Consider the following 19,258-nt stretch of genomic DNA (forward strand, 5'->3'; position numbering starts at 1 on the left):
ATCAGTTTCCGGTTAAAACAGCGTCAGGCTATTAAAGCGTAGTCGGCTGGCGCGCGGCCAGCACATCAGCATCAATCAGGGCGTTACGCACCGGCGCAAAGCTGCGGCGGTGGTGAGGTGTGGCACCAAACTGCGTCAGTTTTTCCATGTGCAGCGCGGTCGGATAGCCTTTGTGCTGGGCGAAACCGTACTGCGGAAACAGCAGGTCCAGCTCGGCCATTTCGCGGTCGCGCGTGACTTTGGCGATGATCGAGGCGGCGCTAATTTCCCGCACCAGGCTATCGCCCTTCACCACCGCCTGCGACGGCATCGGCAGCGCCGGACAGCGGTTGCCATCAATCAGAACAAAATCCGGTGCAATATGCAGACCGGCAACCGCGCGCTGCATCGCCAGCATGGTGGCGTGCAGGATGTTCAGCTGATCAATCTCTTCCGGTTCAGCGCGGCCCAGGCTCCACGCCAGCGCTTTCTCTTTGATTTCATCAAACAGCGCAAGGCGGCGCTTTTCAGACAGCTTTTTGGAATCTGCCAGGCCGGCAATCGGCCGCGCTGGATCGAGGATCACGGCGGCGGTCACCACGGCACCGACCAGCGGGCCACGTCCGACTTCATCAACGCCGGCAATCAGCCGGGCGTCAGGATAGATAAATTCAGCCATTGGCAATCTCCAGTACCGCATCCGCCGCCTGTTCGTCGGCGTTCCAGCGAATCTGCTGATGCAATTGGGTGAAAGTGGCCAGCAGCGCGTCACGCTCCGGACCGGCATGCAGCAGCGGCTCCAGCGCCGCGGCTAACGCTGCAGGCTGGCACTCCTCCTGCAGCAGCTCCTGCACCAGCTCACGGCCGGCCAGCAGGTTAGGCAACGAAACGTACGGGGTTTTCACCAGCCGCTTCGCCAGCCAGAAGGTGAACGGCTTCATACGATAGCCCACCACCATCGGGCATTTCGCCAGCATGCACTCCAGCGCTGCAGTGCCGGAAGCCAGAATCGCTGCGTCGCTGGCGATCATCGCCTGGCGCCCTTTGCCATCCAGCAGGTGCATTGGCAATTCCGGCGCGACGCTGGCTTTGATCTGCTCGAACTGCGCGCGCCGCTTCGCGTTAACCAGCGGCACCACGATCTCCAGCGCCGGATAGCGCTGGCGCAGCAGCTGTGCAGCGCGCAGGAAATCGGCGCTGAGCATCTCCACTTCCGCGCCGCGGCTGCCCGGTAGCAGGCCAAGGCACAGCGCATCATCAGCAATGCCTAATTCACGCCGCGCGGCCAGTTTGTCCGGCTGCAGCGGCATCGCATCGGCCATGGTGTGCCCGATGAAGCGGCACGGCACGTTGTAGCGATCGTAAAACGCTTTTTCAAAAGGCAGAAACGCCAGCACCAGATCAGTGTTGCGGCCAATTTTGAACACGCGCTTTTGTCGCCAGGCCCACACGGAGGGACTGACGTAATGAATGGTGCGAATGCCGGCACGCTTGAGGTTGCCTTCCAGCGTGATGTTGAAATCCGGGGCATCGATGCCGACGAAGACATCCGGCCGCAGCTCGGTAAAGCGCTGGGTTAAATCCTTGCGGATGTGCAGCAAACGGCGCAGGCGGCCAAGCACCTCAACGATGCCCATTACCGCCAGCTCTTCCATCTCGTACCAGGCTTCGCAGCCTTCGGCCTGCATCAGCGGACCGGCAACGCCAACGAAGCGCGCGTCAGGATGGCGCGCTTTTAGCGCACGAATCAATCCGGCACCAAGAATATCGCCGGAGGTTTCTCCGGCGACCAGGGCAATCGTTAAGGGACGCACTGACATGAATTAACGAATCAATCCACGGGTAGAACGGGCAAAGAAGTCGTAGAAAGGCTGCACTTCGCTATGAAGTTTGGCCAGTTCTTCAATCTCCGGCTTCACTTCATCCAGCGTTTTACCGCTGCGGTACAGCAGCTTGTACGCGTTACGAATGGCGTGCAGTGCTTCTTTGCTGAAGCCACGACGCTTCAGGCCTTCGATATTGACACCGAACGGCGTGGCATGGTTGCCCTGCGCAATCACGTACGGCGGCACGTCCTGCGCGACACCGGAACAACCGCCTACCATCACGTGGGCACCAATGGTGCACCACTGGTGCACCGCCGTCACGCCGCCGATGATGGCAAAATCATCCACGGTAACGTGGCCGCCCAGCGTTACGTTGTTGGCCAGAATACAGCGATTGCCGATCACGCAGTCATGAGCAATGTGCGCATTGACCATCAGCAGGTTGTCACTGCCGACTTTGGTCAGGCCGCCACCCTGCGTGGTGCCACGATGAATAGTGACGCTCTCGCGGATGCGGTTGCGATCGCCGACTTCAACGCGGGTCGGTTCACCGGCATATTTCAGATCCTGATTCACTTCGCCAATCGAAACGAACTGGTAGATCTGGTTATCTTTACCGATACGCGTGTGGCCATTCACCACCACGTGCGATTTCAGCACCGTGCCTTCGCCAATTTCCACGTTCGCTCCGACAACACAAAACGGACCGATTTGGACGTTGGCGCCGATCACCGCACCTTCTTCAATGATGGACGTTGGATGGATGCTGGCGGTTGAATCAATCACTAATTATGCCTCCCGGCTACGGGCACACATCATGGTCGCTTCACAGACAATCTTACCGTCTACGGTTGCCACGCCTTTGAAGCGCGTCAGGCCACGGCGGGTCTTCTCGAAGGTGACTTCCATGATCATCTGGTCGCCCGGCACTACCGGACGCTTGAAACGGGCTTCGTCGATACCGGCGAAATAGTACAGCTCGCCCGGTTCCAGTTTTCCAACGCTTTTAAACGCCAGAATACCGGTCGCCTGCGCCATCGCTTCCAGGATCAGAACGCCTGGGAAAATCGGTTTACCAGGGAAGTGTCCCTGGAAAAACGGTTCATTAACAGAAACGTTCTTTACCGCACGCAGGTATTTATGCTCTTCAAATTCCAGCACGCGGTCAACCAGCAAAAACGGATAGCGGTGCGGCAGCAGTTCTAAAATCTCTTCAATTTTCAGAGTATGCGTTTCAGTTGTCAAAATACTCTTCCTGTCCTAAAAAATCTGATGGCAACAATAACACGGCCTGCACCGATCAAAATGATCTTTCGCAGGCCGCAAATCAGTTCAGTGGCGTTTCGCTTACCATGATACCTGCTGCCGCACTCTGGTTAACCCCGAGGTGAAAGAAGGTACGCTGCTTTATTATGAAAGCGGGTAGAGCCGGGATGTACTCAGTCGTCTTTGCCGACCTTGCGTTCGATGGCTTTTAAGCGTTTGCTCATGTCATCGATGTTCATCACCAGCGCTGCCGTTTTACGCCAGGTTTTGTTGGGTTGCAGCGGAATACCCGATGAGTATACCCCAGGCTCTGTGATGGGACGCATGACCATGCCCATGCCGGTTACCGTCACTTTGTCACAGATTTCCATATGGCCGTTAATGACGCTGGCTCCGCCAATCATACAGTAACGCCCAATCTTCAGACTACCCGCCATGATCACACCACCGGCAACCGCGGTGTTATCACCAATCACGACGTTATGCGCAATCTGACACTGGTTGTCTATGATAACACCATTGCCGATCAGAGTGTTATCCAGCGCACCGCGATCGATCGTGGTACAGGCACCAATTTCTACCCGATCGCCAATCACCACGGTGCCCAGCTGAGGAATTTTCACCCAGTTGCCGCGGTCGTTAGCATAACCGAAACCATCGGCACCAATCACGGTGCCAGACTGAATCAGACAATCCTGACCAATCTGAATCTCATGATAAACCGTAACGTTGGCCCACAGACGGGAACCACGGCCAATGCGCGTGCGCTTGCCGACAAAGCAGCCGGCGCCAATCACCACGTCATCACCCAGCTCAACGCCGGACTCGATGACCGCGTTAGCGCCCACCGAGACATTGTTCCCCAGCTTCGCGCTCGGATCGATCACGGCGCTGGGCGCGATATTTTGCGCGGGCTGCGGCGTGGTGTCCAGCAGTTGTGCCATACGGGCATAAGTCAGGTAAGGGTTTTTCACCACCAGCGCGGCGGTTTTACACCACTCCAGATCCGCTTCCGTCAGCACCACGGCTGAGGCCTGAACCTGTGCGAGCTGCTCGCGGTAGCGGCTGTTGGCAAGAAAAGTGATTTGACCAGGGGTGGCGGATTGCATAGAAGCAATGCCGGAGATGGCGATATCGCCATCTCCGTGCAATTCTGCATCCAACTGCTGGGCTAAATCAGCCAGTCGAATTGATGACATCGATTATTTAACCTGTTTCAGCACGTCAGCAGTAATGTCTTTCGCGTTAGAAGCATAGGCAACGGCATTGGCGTCGATTACCACGTCATACCCTTCGCTGTCCGCCACTTTCTTCACTGCGTCCTGAATACGGCTCAGCAGTTTGTTACGCTCTTCCATCTGACGACGGCGGTTATCCTGATCGAAAGCCTGCGCTTTCGTCGAGAATGCTTCGCGCTGTGACATGATGTCTTTTTCCATGCGGCTGCGGTCGCTGGCCTTCATGGTTGAACCATCACGCTGCAGTTTCTGCATTTTAGTCTGCAGATCGCGCTCCTGGCTCTGCAGCTCAGTGGCACGGCCCTTGAATTCGTTTTCCAGCTGTTTAGCAACGGTCGCACGTTGCGGTAACTGTTGGAAAATGCTGGACACGTTTACCACTGCAATTTTGTCAGCAGCCTGAACGCCCGCGGAAACCGCTAAAGCAAGACCCAGACCTGCGGCACACAACAACTTTTTCACTATAAACTCCTTACCATCAACGTTTGTGTCAGCGACACAGTGTTGGCATCGTCCGGCTCCCGTCTGGCGCCGGCGCGATGCCGTACTACGACTCTGCTTCCGTGCTCAGAACCTTACCAGGTTTTACCGATGTTAAACTGGAACTGTTCTGCTTTGTCTCCCTCGACTTTTTTCACTGGCTGTGCGTAGGAGAACACCAGTGGTCCAAGTGGCGACATCCACTGCAGCGCAAGACCGGCAGAGACGCGAATGTTGTTCGGGTCGCTGTAGTCCGGAATGCCCGCCGCGCGGGTTTCCGCGGTGTTCTGCCACTTGGTATCCCAGACGGTACCGGCATCCATAAATACCGAGGTACGTACTGAGTTTGCATATTTCTCGCTCAGGAACGGCGTTGGCGTAATCAGCTCAAGGCTGGCGATCGCCATGGCGTTACCGCCCACCGCATCGTCAGACTTACAGATGCCGTCCGGATCGGTCAGATTACAGCTCGACGAACGATCGTTCAGGTAAGCGGCTTTCGGACCAATGGTGTTGGACTGGAAGCCACGCACGGTGCTGGAACCGCCGGCGTAGAAGTTCTCATAGAACGGCATCTCTTTGCCACCGAGTCCGTCACCGTAGCCAACACGGCCACGACCCAGCACCACCCAGGTGCCATCACGGTTCAGCGGCACGTACTGCTGGGTGTCCAGCGTCGCTTTGTAGAACGAGTTATCAGAGCCCGGAATGGTCACTTTACCGTTCAGGTTGGTACGGTTACCGCGCGTCGGGAAGAAACCACGATCGAGCGTGTTGTACGTCCAGCCGTAGTTGAAGGTGAAGTCATCCGCAGAGAAATCACCGTCATCATTCAGCCCCTGATGACGACCCACCGAGTCAAGGTAACGCCACATCGCCACCTGCGGACGCATGTTGGACAGGTCATTGTGCACATAACCTAAGCCAACGCGCAGCGTGTTGTTTTCGTTAACCGGGAAGCCGAGCGTACCGTCCACACCGTAACTCTTGTTGGTGTAGTCGGAGAGATCAGCATCATCCGCTTTAAAGTCGTTGTAGAAGAGGCGGCCGCCGAGGCTCACACCGTCCACCGTGAAGTACGGATCGGTGAGTGAGAATTCTGCGTAGGTCTGGTAGTCGTTCTTGGTACCGCTGATGCCGACGGTATTACCGGTGCCGAGCCAGTTCTCCTGGGTCACGCCGACCTGGAAGCTGACGCCACTCTCAGTACCGTAACCCACACCAAAGTTGAAGGTACCGGTGTTACGCTCTTTGACTTTGTAAACCACGTCAACCTGGTCTGGCGAGCCCGGAACGCGCTGGGTATCAACGTCCACGGTTTCGAAGTAACCGGTACGGTTCAGGCGCTCTTTGCCCTGATCGACGAGGTCGCTGCCCAGCCATGCGCCTTCCATCTGACGCATTTCGCGGCGCAGTACGGCATCTTTCGAAGTATCGTTACCCTCAAAACGCACTTTACGCACGTAGTAACGGTTACCGGCATCAACGTTGATGTGCAGCTTAACGGTTTTATCCGCATCGTTGATTTCCGGCTGCGTTACCACGCGTGGATAGGCGTAGCCATAACGGCCCAGCAGCTTCTTGATGTCATCTTCCATCTGGGTGACTTTGGTGCCGTTATACAGCTCACCGTTAGGAATCTGCGTCAGGTGCTCAATTTCCGCCGAGTGGCCCGCCATGCTGCCGTTGACGATCACGCCGGCAATCTTGTACTGATCGCCTTCAGTGATATTGACGGTGATGTAGATGCCTTTCTTGTCCGGCGTCAGGCTTACCTGCGTGGAATCAATATTGAAACGCGCATAACCGCGATCCAGATAGAAGCTGCGCAGGGTTTCGAGATCGCCCGCCAGTTTCTGCTTCTGGTATTTACGATCGCCCACCACGTTCCACCACGGCACTTCGTCGCGCAGCTGGAAGCGGGAGATCAGTTCGTCTGAGCTGAACGCTTTGTTGCCGACAATGTTGATCTGCTGGATCTTGGCCGAGACGCCTTCCTGGAAGACGAATTTCAGATCGACACGGTTACGCGGCAGCGGCGTCGCGATGGCTTTGACGCTGGCGGTATATTTACCGACGCTGTAGTAAAAGTCCTCCAGCCCCTTCTCGATGGAAGAGAGCGTGGTGCGGTCAAGCGCTTCGCCGACGCGCACACCGGAGGCCTCAAGGTTCTCCTTCAGCTGATCCTCTTTCACCGCTTTGTTACCGGAGAAGGTGATGCTGGCAATGGTCGGACGTTCCTTCACCTGAACAATCAGGGTGGTGCCGTCACGCAGAACCTGGACATCTTCAAAGTTACCGGTAGCGAACAGTGAGCGAATGGTGTTTCTGATGTCATCATCATTCACCGTATCACCGACGCGTACCGGCATGCTGAGCAGAGCCGCGCCGACGGCGACTCGCTGTAGACCTTCGAAATGAATGTCCTTCACTACGAAATCGTCTGCACCGTAAACGGTGGCGCTGCTAAACAGCAGCGACGCTATGAGCAACTTTTTCATCGCCATCGTTGTTATGCGTTTTCCTAACACATCCCGCGCCTGTCTGCGTTCCAGCGATTACAGGCGAGAGAAATCATTGAAAAGTGCAAGCCCCATTAAAAGCACCAGCAAAATTGAGCCGATGCGATAACTGAAGTCCTGAACTCGCTCGGACACCGGTCCACCTTTGATCTTTTCGATCGCCAGAAAGAGCAGATGTCCACCATCTAAAACCGGCAGAGGGAACAGATTGATGATCCCTAAGTTGACGCTAATCAGCGCGAGGAACATCAGGTAATAAATCACCCCATATTCAGCTGATAATCCGGCACCCTGCGCAATCGAAATTGGCCCGCTCAGGTTATTCAGCTTGACGTCCCCGGTTATCAACTTGCCCAGCATCGAAACCGTCAGCTTCATCAGTTGCCAGGTTTTGACACCGGCTTCACCAATCGCGGCGAAAGGTCCGTACTGTTTTACCGTTTTGTACTCATCCGGCAGCGGGATCACACGCGGGATCACCCCGGCAAAACCTTCCGCTGCGTTGCCCGGTTTCGCTTCCGGCGTTAGCGTCAGCGTTAACGGTTCACCGTTACGCTCAACCTCCAGCGCCATGTTTTTGCCGGGATTATCCCGAACCTGAGCCGCAAAAACCTGCCATTGCGTTAATGGCTGACCATCGACTTTAACGATCCTGTCGCCGGCTTGCAAACCGGCAGCACTTGCCGGTGAACGTGCCTGCACTTCTGCCAGCGTGGTTTCGATTTGCGGCCCGCGCGGTCGAATACCTAAAGCGACCACCGGGTCCTGTTTGTCCGGTTCAAATTGCCAGTCACGCAGATTGAGCTGTTTCTGCTGCGTCGCCTGCTGACCAAACTGTGACACGGTCAGCGTGGCGCTGCTGTCGCCGATTTTACCGATCAGCGCCAGGCGCACAGCATCCCAGTCAGGCGTTTCGATACCGTCAACCGCTTTAAGTTCCATGCCGGAGGTAATTTGCGCTTCTGCCGCGACGGAACCGCTCATAATTTCGCCGACCACCGGGCGAACACCCGGCACACCATGGATGAACACCACCCAGTAGGCAAACACGGCAAAGATGAAATTGGCGATGGGACCGGCGGCAATGATTGAGGCACGCTGCAGCACGGTTTTATTGTTGAAGGCCTGATGACGCAGCTCAGCGGGCACGCTCTCTACGCGCTCGTCGAGCATTTTGACGTAGCCACCGAGCGGAATCAGCGCGATCACGTATTCCGTGCCCTGGCGGTCAGTGCGACGCCACAGGGCTTTGCCGAAACCGATCGAGAAGCGTTCTACTTTGACACCGCAGCGACGCGCCACCCAGAAGTGGCCGAACTCGTGCACCGTAATCAGCACGCCGAGCGCCACGATAAAGGCGACAAAACTCCAGAGTATGCTCAACATCGTCGCTTATCCTCAGAGGGTGCGGAACACCAGCAGCAGCAGGCAGGCAAATACCGGCACCGCGGCTGTCAGGCTATCAATGCGATCGAGGATACCACCGTGCCCCGGAATCAGGTTACCGCTGTCTTTGATACCGGCTTCACGTTTGAACATACTTTCCGTGAGATCGCCCAGCACGGAGGCCAGCGTGGCAATCACGGCGCAGATAATCAGCGTGCCCGGCGCCACCGATAGCGGGGCCAGCAGCGCAAACAGCCAGGCGATAATCGCCGATGACAGCAGTCCGCCAAAGAAGCCTTCCCAGGTTTTGCCCGGCGAGACTTTCGGCGCCAGCTTATGCTTGCCGAACAGACGACCAAACATGTAAGCACCGGAATCCGCGCCCCAGACGAGGAACATCACGAACAGCAGCCACCAGGCGCCGGCGAAATGGTCGGTGTCATAGTGATACTGGCGCAGCGCCATCATGCCCCAGAAGAACGGCACCACGGTCAGCACGCCAAACAGCAGGCGCAGCGGACGCGATGCGCGCCACAGCGCAGCGGAGGCCGGATAAAACAGCACGAGAAACAGCGCGACAATCCACCAGCCCAGCGAGGCCCAGAGCGAGCTCTCCATCTGGAACTGGTGCAGATTACGTTGATAGGGTTGCAGGGTGAACAGCATCACCGCCAGCAGCAGGCCGCATAGCACCGCCAGCCAGATACGCTGCTGACGCGTTGCCATCCCCGCCAGCTGCCCCCACTCCCAGGCGGCAAGCATGCAGATGATGATGGTGGTAATCGCAAAACCGGACAGCGGCAACCAAAACAGAGCAGCGATCACCAGCGGAATCAGAATAAACGCGGTGATCAGACGAGACTTCAGCAAAGGTTACCCCCAGGTTGCTCAGGCGCCGCCTGGTGCAGCGCCGCCATAGCGTCGCTCCCGCAGAGAGAATGCATTCAGTGCACCTTCAAAAACGTGTTCATCAAAATCAGGCCAGAGAACATCGGTAAACCAAAACTCAGCATAGGCGATCTGCCACAGCAGGAAGTTGCTGATCCGATGCTCTCCCCCGGTCCTTATCACTAAATCCACCGGCGCTTGCTCCTGCATACACAGATGCGGAGCCAGACTTTCTTCAGTTATCTGGTCAGGACGTAGCAGTCCTTCCTGAACCTGTTCAGCCAGTTTTTTTACACCCTGGATAATATCCCAACGGCCGCCATAGTTGGCAGCAATGTTGAGGGTGAGTCCATCATTTTGCTGAGTCAGTTCCTCGGCGCGGCGAATGCGTTCCTGAATGCGGTTATTGAAACGGCTGATATCACCAATAATGCGCAGACGCACATTGTGCTTGTGCAGGCTTTTGACTTCGCTGTCGAGCGCCCAGACAAACAATTCCATTAAGGCCGTCACTTCCTGTACCGGTCGGCTCCAGTTTTCACTGCTGAACGCATAGAGCGTGAGCGCTTCCAGCTTGTTGCTGACCGCAAAGCTGACGGCCCGGCGTACTGATTTTACCCCGGCTTTGTGGCCTGAAATACGCAGTTTGCCCTGATTTTTTGCCCAGCGACCATTACCATCCATAATGATGGCCACGTGACGTGGCGTGCAGTACGACCCGTCATCGATTGTATTGTGATTGTTGGACGACATAACGCGTAATAATTCCTTTCATCAGAAATGCTGTGGTTTCTGAATACATTGCGCCTGCGGCAAACGCCGGTAACCTCACCGGATGACATCGAAACAATGTCGGGCCGTAAAACGCGAGCGAGCGACTATACCATTTTCACCCTGAGCGAACAAATAGCGCCACCATCAACCGGCTAAACGAAAGCGCGGCAGCAACGCCGTGGCCCGCACGCGTGCGATCCGATCAATCTCCATCACGTCATCCACGCTGCCCGGCTCCTGACACTGCAGGGTTGCCAGCACTTCACTGTTGATGGCCGCGATATCGGTAAAGCGAATCTGATGCTGCAGAAATGCCGCTACCGCGACTTCATTGGCTGCGTTCAGCGTGGTGGTGGCCGCCTGTCCGGTTGCGCATGCATCGATTGCCAGCTTCAGGCAGGGATAGCGTGCGTAGTCCGGCTCAGCAAACGTCAGCGCCTTCATTCGGGTGAAATCAAGCGGCGTTACGCCTGCGGTAATACGTGCCGGCCAGGCCATGCTGTGGGCGATTGGCGTGCGCATATCGGGTGAACCCAGCTGCGCCAGCACGCTACCGTCGCAGTATCGCACCATGGAGTGAATCACCGACTGCGGATGCAGGATGACCTCCATTTGTGCGTCGGTGGCGTTAAACAGCCAGCGGGCTTCAATGTATTCAAGACCTTTATTCATCATGGTGGCCGAATCAACGGAGATTTTACGCCCCATTGACCAGTTCGGATGCGCACAGGCCTGATCTGGCGTCATAGCGGCCAGCTCGGCTAATGGCGTGTCACGAAAAGGACCACCCGATCCCGTAAGGAGAATCGACTCGATGCCATTCTCCCGCAGATCAGCGTACCCCAACTGATGCTGTATGGAAGCGGGCAAACTCTGAAAAATGGCGTTGTGCTCGCTGTCGACCGGCAGCAGCTGCGCCTGATGCTGGCGTACCGCCTCCATAAACAAACGGCCGCATGTGACAAGCGATTCTTTATTGGCAAGCAGGACGGTTTTGCCGGCGCGAATGGCGGCCAGCGTCGGTTGTAAGCCGGAAGCGCCCACAATGGCGGCCATTACCTGATCGACCTCATCCAGTGCGGCCAGTTCGCAGGCGGCCTGAACGCCGGAGAGCACTTCCGTATCCATGTTGAGTGCTTTCAGTCGTTCACGCAGCGCCGCAGCGGAAGCGTCGTCGGACATCGCCGCGTAGCGCGGTTTAAATTGCTGACACTGTTCGGCCATCAGCGCCACATTCTGACCGGCCACCAGCGCAGTCACCTGATAGAGCTCAGGATGCGCCGCCACTACCGCCAGCGTGCTGGTGCCAATTGAGCCGGTCGAACCCAGCAGAGTTAATCGCTTCATGGTGCTGTCCCTGTGAAGTCGTGGTGCGCGCCCGCGCGTACGCCGGGCACAATGTAAAACGCCGCCAGAGTCGTACTACGTCTCTGAACGGCGTTTTGTCAGGCAAATGACGGAATCAGAATTCCATCAGTTCCTTCTCTTTCTCGGCCAGCGCCGCATCAACGTGTTTGATGCGAACGTCGGTCATTTTCTGGATCTCGTCCTGCGAGCGACGTTCGTCGTCTTCGCTGATCTCTTTGTCTTTCAGCAGCGCCTTGATCTTGTCGTTCGCGTCACGGCGCACGTTGCGCACGGAAACACGACCCTGCTCGGCTTCGCCACGCACAACCTTGATCAGATCTTTACGACGCTCTTCGGTCAGCGCAGGCAGTGGAACACGAATGTCGCTACCGGCTGAGCTTGGGTTGAGGCCGAGGTCAGAAGCCATGATGGCTTTCTCGACTGCCGGACCCATTGAGCGATCGAACACGTTGATTTTCAGCGTGCGTGAATCTTCAACGGTGACGCTGGCCAGCTGACGCAGCGGCGTTGGCGTACCGTAATATTCCACAACGATGCCGTCGAGCAGTGAAGGCGAAGCACGACCGGTGCGCACTTTGCTGATGGTGTTTTTGAATGCTTCCACGCATTTGTCCATGCGCGTTTCAGCATCTTTTTTAATATCGTTAATCACGTTGAAACCCTTGGATTCGGTTTGACCTGGCCACTTCCGGACGCAGCGGAACGGAAACGGTATCGATAAACATCGATCATCCTGAATGCTGCGCGACAGCAGTGCAGCGCGCCAACAGAATATACCTTATTTTATCCTGCGTCGGGTATTAATGCGTAATCAGGGTGCCTTCTTTTTCACCCATCACCACGCGACGCAGCGCGCCAGGCTTGTTCATATTGAAGACGCGGATCGGCAGTTGATGGTCGCGCGCCAGCGTAAAGGCGGCCAGATCCATCACTTTCAGCTCTTTTTCCAGCACTTCACCGTAGGTCAGCTGTTCATACAGCGTGGCATCCGGATTTTTCACCGGGTCGGCTGAGTAGACGCCGTCGACCTTGGTAGCTTTCAGTACCACGTCCGCTTCGATTTCGATGCCGCGCAGGCAGGCCGCTGAGTCGGTGGTAAAGAACGGGTTGCCGGTACCGGCAGAGAAAATCACCACGCGGTTATTGCGCAGCAGGCTGATGGCTTCTGCCCAGCTGTAGTTATCACATACGCCGTTCAGCGGAATCGCCGACATCAGGCGCGCGTTGACGTACGCACGGTGCAGTGCGTCACGCATTGCCAGGCCGTTCATCACGGTCGCCAGCATCCCCATGTGGTCGCCGACCACGCGGTTCATACCTGCCTGCGCCAGACCCGCGCCACGGAACAGGTTACCGCCACCAATTACCACACCCACCTGAATGCCCAGCTCAACCAGCTCTTTCACCTCTTGCGCCATACGGTCAAGCACGCTCGCGTCGATACCAAAACCTTCGGCACCCTGCAGTGCTTCGCCGCTCAGTTTCAGTAAGATACGTTGATATACAGGTTTTGCGTTGGTCGCCATGGTCAATTCTTCCTGGAAGATAAGATGAATGAGAAGTTAAATCTGATCGATCATCCGCTTAGCGCGTGAGAAAAGCTATTGGGATGAGACTGAAAATTGCTGCGCCAAAACGCAGACAAAAAAGAACCGCCTCTCGGCGGTTCCTGCAAACCATTAAGACTGTTTGGACATGGCAGCAACTTCGGCTGCAAAGTCAGATTCGACTTTCTCAATGCCTTCGCCCACTTCGAAGCGGATGAAGTTGATCACGTCAGCGCCTTTCTCTTTCAGCGCCTGGCCAACAGTTTTGCTCGGATCGATAACGAAAGCCTGACCGGTCAGAGAGACTTCGCCGGTGAATTTCTTCATACGGCCTTCAACCATCTTCTCAGCGATCTCTTTTGGCTTGCCAGACTGCATCGCGATGTCCAGCTGAACCTGGTACTCTTTCTCAACCACGTCAGCAGAAACATCTTCTGGCTTCACGAACTCTGGCTTGCTGGCAGCAACGTGCATCGCAATCTGCTTGCTCAGCTCTTCATCAGCGCCGGTGGTAGAAACCAGTACGCCGATACGTGCGCCGTGCAGATAGCCGTTCAGCTCAGCACCTTCGAGGACAGCAACACGACGGATGTTGATGTTCTCACCGATTTTCGCAACCAGTGCCACGCGCTCTTCTTCGAACTGCGCTTTCAGAACTTCCACATCAGTCACTTTACCGGCAGCAGCAGCGTCCAGCACTTTGTCAGCAAAGGCCTGGAAACCGGCATCTTTTGCCACGAAGTCAGTCTGGCAGTTCACTTCCAGAATCACGGCGTAGCCGTCAGCGATTTTGGTTTTGATCACGCCGTCAGCAGCCACGTTGCCTGCTTTCTTAGCAGCTTTGATTGCACCAGACTTACGCATGTTCTCGATCGCCAGCTCAATGTCGCCGTTCGCTTCGGTCAGCGCTTTTTTGCAGTCCATCATGCCTGCGCCAGTACGCTCGCGCAGTTCTTTTACCAGTGCAGCGGTAATTTCAGCCATTCCAGAATCCTCGATTCGTCTCGCAGTGCTTTCACACTGTCAGAAACTTGTTGCGGAAAATTTACTTGCCCCGCCAGCCCGAACAGGGTGCGTGACTAAGTGAGATAAATAAAGGGGCCTTCACGGCCCCTTAACAGATCACATCTGATGTCTAAGGGCTCTCAGAAAGAGCGAACCTTATTAAGCTTCAGCAGCTTCTTCAGCCTGCTCAGCCAGGTCCTGTGAACGGCCTTCGCGCACGGTAGTGGCAACGGCAGTCAGGTACAGGCTTACAGCACGGATCGCATCGTCGTTACCTGGGATAACGAAATCAACGCCGTCTGGATCAGAGTTAGTATCAACGATAGCAAATACCGGGATACCCAGGTTGTTTGCTTCTTTGATTGCGATGTGTTCGTGGTCAGCGTCAACAACGAACAGTGCATCCGGCAGACCGCCCATATCTTTGATACCGCCCAGGCTGTTTTCCAGCTTGGCCAGCTCACGAGCACGCATCAGTGCTTCTTTCTTGGTCAGTTTGTCGAAAGTACCGTCCTGAGACTGAGTTTCCAGATCTTTCAGGCGTTTGATTGACTGACGAACGGTTTTCCAGTTGGTCAGCATACCACCCAGCCAGCGGTGGTTAACGAAGAACTGGTCGCAGCTCAGTGCAGACTCTTTTACCGCTTCGGCAGCAGCGCGCTTGGTACCAACAAACAGAATCTTACCTTTACGGGAAGAGATCTTGTTCAGCTCAGCCAGGGCTTCGTTGAACATTGGTACGGTTTTCTCAAGGTTGATGATGTGAACTTTGTTACGCGCACCGAAAATGAATGGCTTCATTTTTGGGTTCCAGTAACGGGTCTGGTGACCGAAGTGAACACCAGCCTTGAGCATGTCGCGCATGGAAACAGTTGCCATGATTACCTCTAAAAGTTTGTTTGGGGTTGGGCCTCCATGTATCCCATACAACCGACCTCTTACGAGGCACCCCGGCGTACGTGTCGATACATGTGTGTTTTAGTACACATAATGAGATTTATGCGTTTCCTGCCCCCTCTCATACGAGGTGACAGAGAATCGTCGGCGCGCTTTATACCACAATGCGCAGGAATACGCCAACAGTTGTTAGCATGAGCGGCAGGCTGTAATCCCGATTTGGCAGCCCATTTGCTGACTGCTAACATGACTGCCACAGAACTCATTATTGTCGAAAATTGCGGCGATTGCGGATTATTTAATGGCCATTTCAATCAAAACCCCAGAAGAAATCGAAAAAATGCGCGTGGCGGGCCGTCTGGCTGCAGAAGTGCTGGAGATGATCGCTCCACACGTCGTGCCGGGCGTCACCACCGGCGAGCTTGACCGTCTGTGCCACCAGCACATCACCGAAAAGCAGCAGGCCATTTCAGCCTGTCTCGGCTACCACGGCTTCCCGAAATCGGTGTGTATTTCGGTCAACGAAGTGGTATGTCACGGTATTCCCAGCGACGATCGCGTGCTGAAAGACGGCGATATCGTTAACGTCGACGTCACGGTGATCAAAGATGAATACCATGGCGATACGTCAAAGATGTTCATCGTCGGTAAACCGACGATTCAGGGCGAGCGCCTGTGCCGGGTTACGCAGGAGAGCCTGTACATTGCGCTGCGTCTGGTGAAGCCGGGCATTCGCCTGCGTGAACTGGGCCGGGCGATTCAGAAATACGTGGAAGCACAGGATTTTTCCGTGGTCCGCGAGTATTGCGGACACGGCATCGGTAAAGGCTTCCATGAAGAGCCGCAGGTGCTGCATTACGATGCCGACGACAGCGGCGTGGTGCTGCAGGCTGGCATGACGTTTACCGTCGAACCGATGGTAAACGCCGGTGATTATCGCATCCGCACCATGAAAGATGGCTGGACGGTGAAAACCAAAGATCGCAGCTTGTCCGCACAGTATGAGCATACTATTGTGGTGACGGAAAACGGCTGTGAAATCCTGACGCTGCGCGCAGACGACACTATTCCAGCGGTGCTGGAAAACAACGCGTAACGCTCGTCATCAGGATAACAGGCCGGCTCAAAACGAACGCCTGTCAGTTTAGGTTCACCCATCCCTGCACCTCCCGTAGCGGCGCCATCAGTTGCGCGTTAACCCGCGCCGCTACTGCGGTGGTGTCACGGACGGTGACTAACTGAACGGCATCACGGCGTTAAGCCCGCTTTTTATGGCGCAGAAGAGGCATGTTGATGAGTGGTAGCGTGACCGAAGCAGTACACAAAGGCCTGACCGATTCCCCCGCCAGCTGGCCAGACGACGCGCTGACGCGCGACAAACTCAAACAGTATCTTGAACAGTTCCAGCAGCATCTGGGCAGCGCTTTTGACGCTGGCAGCGATATCGAATCGCTGATTGATGCGCGCACGCTGTTTATCGATCGCCTGCTGCGCCGGCTATGGCGACTGTTTGGCTTTGACCAGATGAAAGAGATCGCGCTGGTGGCGGTGGGCGGCTATGGCCGCGGTGAGCTGCATCCGCTGTCGGACATCGACGTGCTGATCCTGAGCCGTCAGCCACTGGACGAAGCTGCCGCGCAGCGCACCTCAGAACTGCTGACGCTGATGTGGGATCTCAAGCTGGAGGTCGGCCACAGCGTACGCACGCTGGAAGAGTGTTTGCTGGAGGGCTTGTCGGATCTCACCGTCGCCACCAACCTGATTGAGTCGCGCATGCTGACCGGCGACGTGGCGCTGTTTCTCGAACTACAAAAGAATATTTTCAGCGACGGTTTCTGGCCGTCGTCACGCTTCTTCGCCGCCAAAATTGAGGAGCAGCTGGAACGCCATCAGCGCTATCACGGCACCAGCTACAACCTCGAACCGGATATCAAAAGCAGCCCGGGCGGGCTGCGCGACATTCATACTCTGCAGTGGGTCGCGCGCCGCCACTTTGGCGCCACCACCATGGATGAGATGGTCGGCTTTGGCTTTCTCACTGAAGCCGAACGCAATGAGATCAATGAGTGCCAGGAATTTCTCTGGCGCATCCGTTTCGCGCTGCACCTGACGCTGCCGCGCTACGATAACCGCTTACTGTTCGATCGCCAGCTCAACGTGGCACAGCGCCTCAACTATGGCGGTGAAGGCAATGAGCCGGTTGAGCGCATGATGAAAGATTTCTATCGCGTCACGCGCCGTATCGGCGAGCTGAACCAGATGCTGCTGCAGCTGTTTGACGAAGCCATTCTGGCGCTGTCGACCACCGAGAAGCCGCGCAGCATTGATGAGGATTTTCAGCTGCGCGGTAATCTGATTGACCTGCGCGATCCCACGCTGTTTGAGCGCGAGCCGCAGGCGATTCTGCGCATGTTTTACGTGATGGTGCGTAACGAAACCATCACCGGCATCTATTCCACCACGCTGCGCCAGCTGCGCTACGCCCGCCGTCATCTGCAACAGCCGCTGTGTCAGATCCCCGAAGCGCGCCGCACCTTTATGGCGATTCTGCGCCATCCAGGCGCGGTAAAGCGCGCGCTGCTGCCGATGCATCGCCACAGCGTACTGTGGGCCTATACGCCGCTGTGGGGCAACATTGTCGGCCAGATGCAGTTCGACCTGTTCCACGCCTACACCGTGGATGAGCACACCATCCGCGTGTTGCAGAAGCTGGAAAGTTTTGCCGACGAAGCCACGCGCCCGATGCACCCGCTGTGCGTCGAGCTGTGGCCGCGTCTACCGCAGCCGGAGCTGCTGCTGATGGCCGCGCTGCTGCACGATATCGCCAAAGGGCGCGGTGGCGACCACTCGATTCTTGGCGCGCAGGACGCGCTGGACTTTGCTGAGCTGCACGGCCTCAATTCGCGCGAAATGCAGCTGGTGGCGTGGCTGGTGCGTCATCACCTGCTGATGTCGGTGACTGCTCAGCGTCGCGACATTCAGGATCCTACAGTGATTCAGCAGTTTGCTGAAGTGATGCAAAATGAAAACCGGCTGCGCTATCTGGCCTGCCTGACGGTTGCCGACATCTGTGCCACCAATGAAAGCCTGTGGAACAGCTGGAAACAGAGCCTGCTACGTGAGCTGTTCTTCGCCACCGAAAAACAGCTGCGCCGCGGTATGGAGAACAGCCCGGATCTGCGCGAGCGCGTGCGTCATCACCGGCTGCAGGCGCTGGCGCTGCTGCGCATGGAGAATCTCAACGAAGAGCGCCTGCACCATATCTGGAGCCGCTGCCGCGCCGACTACTTCCTGCGCCATACGCCCAACCAGCTGGCGTGGCACGCGCGGCATCTGATCAACCATGACCTTAGCAAACCGCTGGTGCTGGTAAGCCCGCAGGCCACGCGCGGCGGCACCGAGATCTTCATCTGGAGCCCGGATCGCCCTTACCTGTTTGCCGCCGTAGCCGGAGAGCTCGACCGCCGTAATCTGAGCGTGCACGATGCGCAGATCTTTACCAGCCGCGACGGCATGGCCATGGACACCTTTATTGTGCTGGAGCCGGACGGCAGTCCGCTGGCAGCGGATCGCCATCCGCTGATTATCCAGGCGCTGGAGCAGGCGATCACCCAAACGCAGTGGGTGCCACCGCGTACGCGCCGGCCGTCGTCACGTCTGAAACACTTCAGCGTCGATACCGAAGTCAACTTTTTGCCCACCCATACCGACCGCCGCAGCTATCTGGAGCTGGTGGCGCTGGACCAGCCAGGTTTGCTGGCGCGCGTCGGCGAAGTATTTGCTGACCTCGGTGTTTCGCTGCACGGCGCCCGCATCAGCACCATCGGCGAACGGGTGGAGGATTTGTTCATCCTTGCCAACAGCGAACGACGTGCGCTGGATGCCGAAATGCGCTCCGTGCTGCAACAACGGTTGACAGAGGTACTTAATCCAAACGATAAAATGTGACCCGGCTTCCATTCTTCACGTTGCCGATGCATTGGCCTGGTGACCCGGCCTATCCGTGGATCTCGCCGCAATGGGCGCGCCACCGTTCTGCAGCATGAAGGATGTTTGCCCGATAATTTTACTCTGCACGCCAG

Annotated in this window: 17 protein-coding genes; 2 read left to right on the plus strand and 15 right to left on the minus strand. The window is 56.5% G+C overall.

Annotated features, from left to right (window positions below; genetic code table 11):
• Nucleotides 1-31: 31 nt before the first annotated feature.
• The 15 genes from rnhB to rpsB form a co-directional block, all read right to left on the minus strand.
• On the minus strand, nt 32-658 hold the full coding sequence (gene rnhB, locus C1N56_RS15535) for a ribonuclease HII (protein ID WP_058759533.1): 627 nt from the start codon (nt 656-658) through the stop codon (nt 32-34).
• A complete protein-coding gene (gene lpxB / locus C1N56_RS15540; protein ID WP_058759532.1) occupies nt 651-1,799 on the minus strand; it encodes a lipid-A-disaccharide synthase in 1,149 nt (382 codons plus the stop codon). The genes rnhB and lpxB overlap by 8 nt, the downstream gene beginning before the upstream one ends.
• A 3-nt stretch (nt 1,800-1,802) precedes the next feature.
• Complete coding sequence (lpxA, locus tag C1N56_RS15545) at nt 1,803-2,591, minus strand: acyl-ACP--UDP-N-acetylglucosamine O-acyltransferase (RefSeq protein WP_021507480.1); 789 nt, start codon at nt 2,589-2,591, stop codon at nt 1,803-1,805.
• 3 nt (nt 2,592-2,594) lie between these two features.
• Nucleotides 2,595-3,050 carry a 3-hydroxyacyl-ACP dehydratase FabZ gene (gene fabZ / locus C1N56_RS15550; protein WP_013507953.1) on the minus strand — a complete coding sequence of 152 codons (456 nt, stop codon included), beginning with the start codon at nt 3,048-3,050 and terminating at the stop codon, nt 2,595-2,597.
• A gap of 194 nt (nt 3,051-3,244) precedes the next feature.
• Nucleotides 3,245-4,270: a UDP-3-O-(3-hydroxymyristoyl)glucosamine N-acyltransferase gene (lpxD, locus tag C1N56_RS15555; protein WP_021507481.1), complete on the minus strand. Its 1,026-nt coding sequence runs from the start codon at nt 4,268-4,270 to the stop codon at nt 3,245-3,247.
• Between the two features lie 3 nt (nt 4,271-4,273).
• On the minus strand, nt 4,274-4,771 hold the full coding sequence (gene skp, locus C1N56_RS15560; protein WP_021507482.1) for a molecular chaperone Skp: 498 nt from the start codon (nt 4,769-4,771) through the stop codon (nt 4,274-4,276).
• Between the two features lie 113 nt (nt 4,772-4,884).
• Nucleotides 4,885-7,296, minus strand: a complete 2,412-nt coding sequence (gene bamA, locus C1N56_RS15565) for an outer membrane protein assembly factor BamA (protein ID WP_021507483.1) — start codon at nt 7,294-7,296, stop codon at nt 4,885-4,887.
• Nucleotides 7,297-7,347: 51 nt separating this feature from the next.
• Nucleotides 7,348-8,697, minus strand: coding sequence for a sigma E protease regulator RseP (rseP, locus tag C1N56_RS15570; RefSeq protein WP_058759530.1), 1,350 nt, complete (start codon nt 8,695-8,697; stop codon nt 7,348-7,350).
• Between the two features lie 12 nt (nt 8,698-8,709).
• Complete coding sequence (cdsA, locus tag C1N56_RS15575; protein WP_010616187.1) at nt 8,710-9,567, minus strand: phosphatidate cytidylyltransferase; 858 nt, start codon at nt 9,565-9,567, stop codon at nt 8,710-8,712.
• Nucleotides 9,568-9,585: 18 nt separating this feature from the next.
• Nucleotides 9,586-10,338, minus strand: coding sequence for a (2E,6E)-farnesyl-diphosphate-specific ditrans,polycis-undecaprenyl-diphosphate synthase (ispU, locus tag C1N56_RS15580; RefSeq protein WP_021507486.1), 753 nt, complete (start codon nt 10,336-10,338; stop codon nt 9,586-9,588).
• Nucleotides 10,339-10,503: 165 nt separating this feature from the next.
• Nucleotides 10,504-11,706, minus strand: a complete 1,203-nt coding sequence (ispC, locus tag C1N56_RS15585) for a 1-deoxy-D-xylulose-5-phosphate reductoisomerase (RefSeq protein WP_127833703.1) — start codon at nt 11,704-11,706, stop codon at nt 10,504-10,506.
• 115 nt (nt 11,707-11,821) lie between these two features.
• The gene (gene frr, locus C1N56_RS15590; protein ID WP_021507488.1) at nt 11,822-12,379 is read right to left on the minus strand and encodes a ribosome recycling factor; all 558 of its coding nucleotides are present in this window, start codon (nt 12,377-12,379) and stop codon (nt 11,822-11,824) included.
• 148 nt (nt 12,380-12,527) lie between these two features.
• Entirely contained in the window at nt 12,528-13,253 is a 726-nt protein-coding gene (pyrH, locus tag C1N56_RS15595; protein ID WP_010616191.1) for a UMP kinase, read from the minus strand.
• 153 nt (nt 13,254-13,406) lie between these two features.
• A complete protein-coding gene (gene tsf, locus C1N56_RS15600) occupies nt 13,407-14,258 on the minus strand; it encodes a translation elongation factor Ts (RefSeq protein ID WP_058780470.1) in 852 nt (283 codons plus the stop codon).
• 180 nt (nt 14,259-14,438) lie between these two features.
• Nucleotides 14,439-15,158, minus strand: coding sequence for a 30S ribosomal protein S2 (gene rpsB, locus C1N56_RS15605; RefSeq protein WP_031279692.1), 720 nt, complete (start codon nt 15,156-15,158; stop codon nt 14,439-14,441).
• Nucleotides 15,159-15,477: 319 nt separating this feature from the next.
• Between rpsB and map the strand changes: the two genes are divergently transcribed.
• Both map and glnD read left to right on the plus strand, forming a co-directional pair.
• Complete coding sequence (map, locus tag C1N56_RS15610) at nt 15,478-16,272, plus strand: type I methionyl aminopeptidase (RefSeq protein ID WP_021507491.1); 795 nt, start codon at nt 15,478-15,480, stop codon at nt 16,270-16,272.
• 197 nt (nt 16,273-16,469) lie between these two features.
• Complete coding sequence (glnD, locus tag C1N56_RS15615; protein WP_021507492.1) at nt 16,470-19,124, plus strand: bifunctional uridylyltransferase/uridylyl-removing protein GlnD; 2,655 nt, start codon at nt 16,470-16,472, stop codon at nt 19,122-19,124.
• Nucleotides 19,125-19,258: the final 134 nt, after the last annotated feature.

The organism is Pantoea sp. SGAir0175 (assembly GCF_043547855.1).

Bases quoted from the DNA above. Each gene is read 5' to 3' on its own strand.
- bamA (WP_021507483.1), bottom strand. From the start codon at position 7,296: ATGGCGATGAAAAAGTTGCTCATAGCGTCGCTGCTGTTTAGCAGCGCC.
- rnhB (WP_058759533.1), bottom strand. From the start codon at position 658: ATGGCTGAATTTATCTATCCTGACGCCCGGCTGATTGCCGGCGTTGAT.
- tsf (WP_058780470.1), bottom strand. From the start codon at position 14,258: ATGGCTGAAATTACCGCTGCACTGGTAAAAGAACTGCGCGAGCGTACT.
- map (WP_021507491.1), top strand. From the start codon at position 15,478: ATGGCCATTTCAATCAAAACCCCAGAAGAAATCGAAAAAATGCGCGTG.
- rpsB (WP_031279692.1), bottom strand. From the start codon at position 15,158: ATGGCAACTGTTTCCATGCGCGACATGCTCAAGGCTGGTGTTCACTTC.
- lpxB (WP_058759532.1), bottom strand. From the start codon at position 1,799: ATGTCAGTGCGTCCCTTAACGATTGCCCTGGTCGCCGGAGAAACCTCC.
- ispC (WP_127833703.1), bottom strand. From the start codon at position 11,706: ATGAAGCGATTAACTCTGCTGGGTTCGACCGGCTCAATTGGCACCAGC.
- ispU (WP_021507486.1), bottom strand. From the start codon at position 10,338: ATGTCGTCCAACAATCACAATACAATCGATGACGGGTCGTACTGCACG.
- pyrH (WP_010616191.1), bottom strand. From the start codon at position 13,253: ATGGCGACCAACGCAAAACCTGTATATCAACGTATCTTACTGAAACTG.
- lpxD (WP_021507481.1), bottom strand. From the start codon at position 4,270: ATGTCATCAATTCGACTGGCTGATTTAGCCCAGCAGTTGGATGCAGAA.
- glnD (WP_021507492.1), top strand. From the start codon at position 16,470: ATGAGTGGTAGCGTGACCGAAGCAGTACACAAAGGCCTGACCGATTCC.
- rseP (WP_058759530.1), bottom strand. From the start codon at position 8,697: ATGTTGAGCATACTCTGGAGTTTTGTCGCCTTTATCGTGGCGCTCGGC.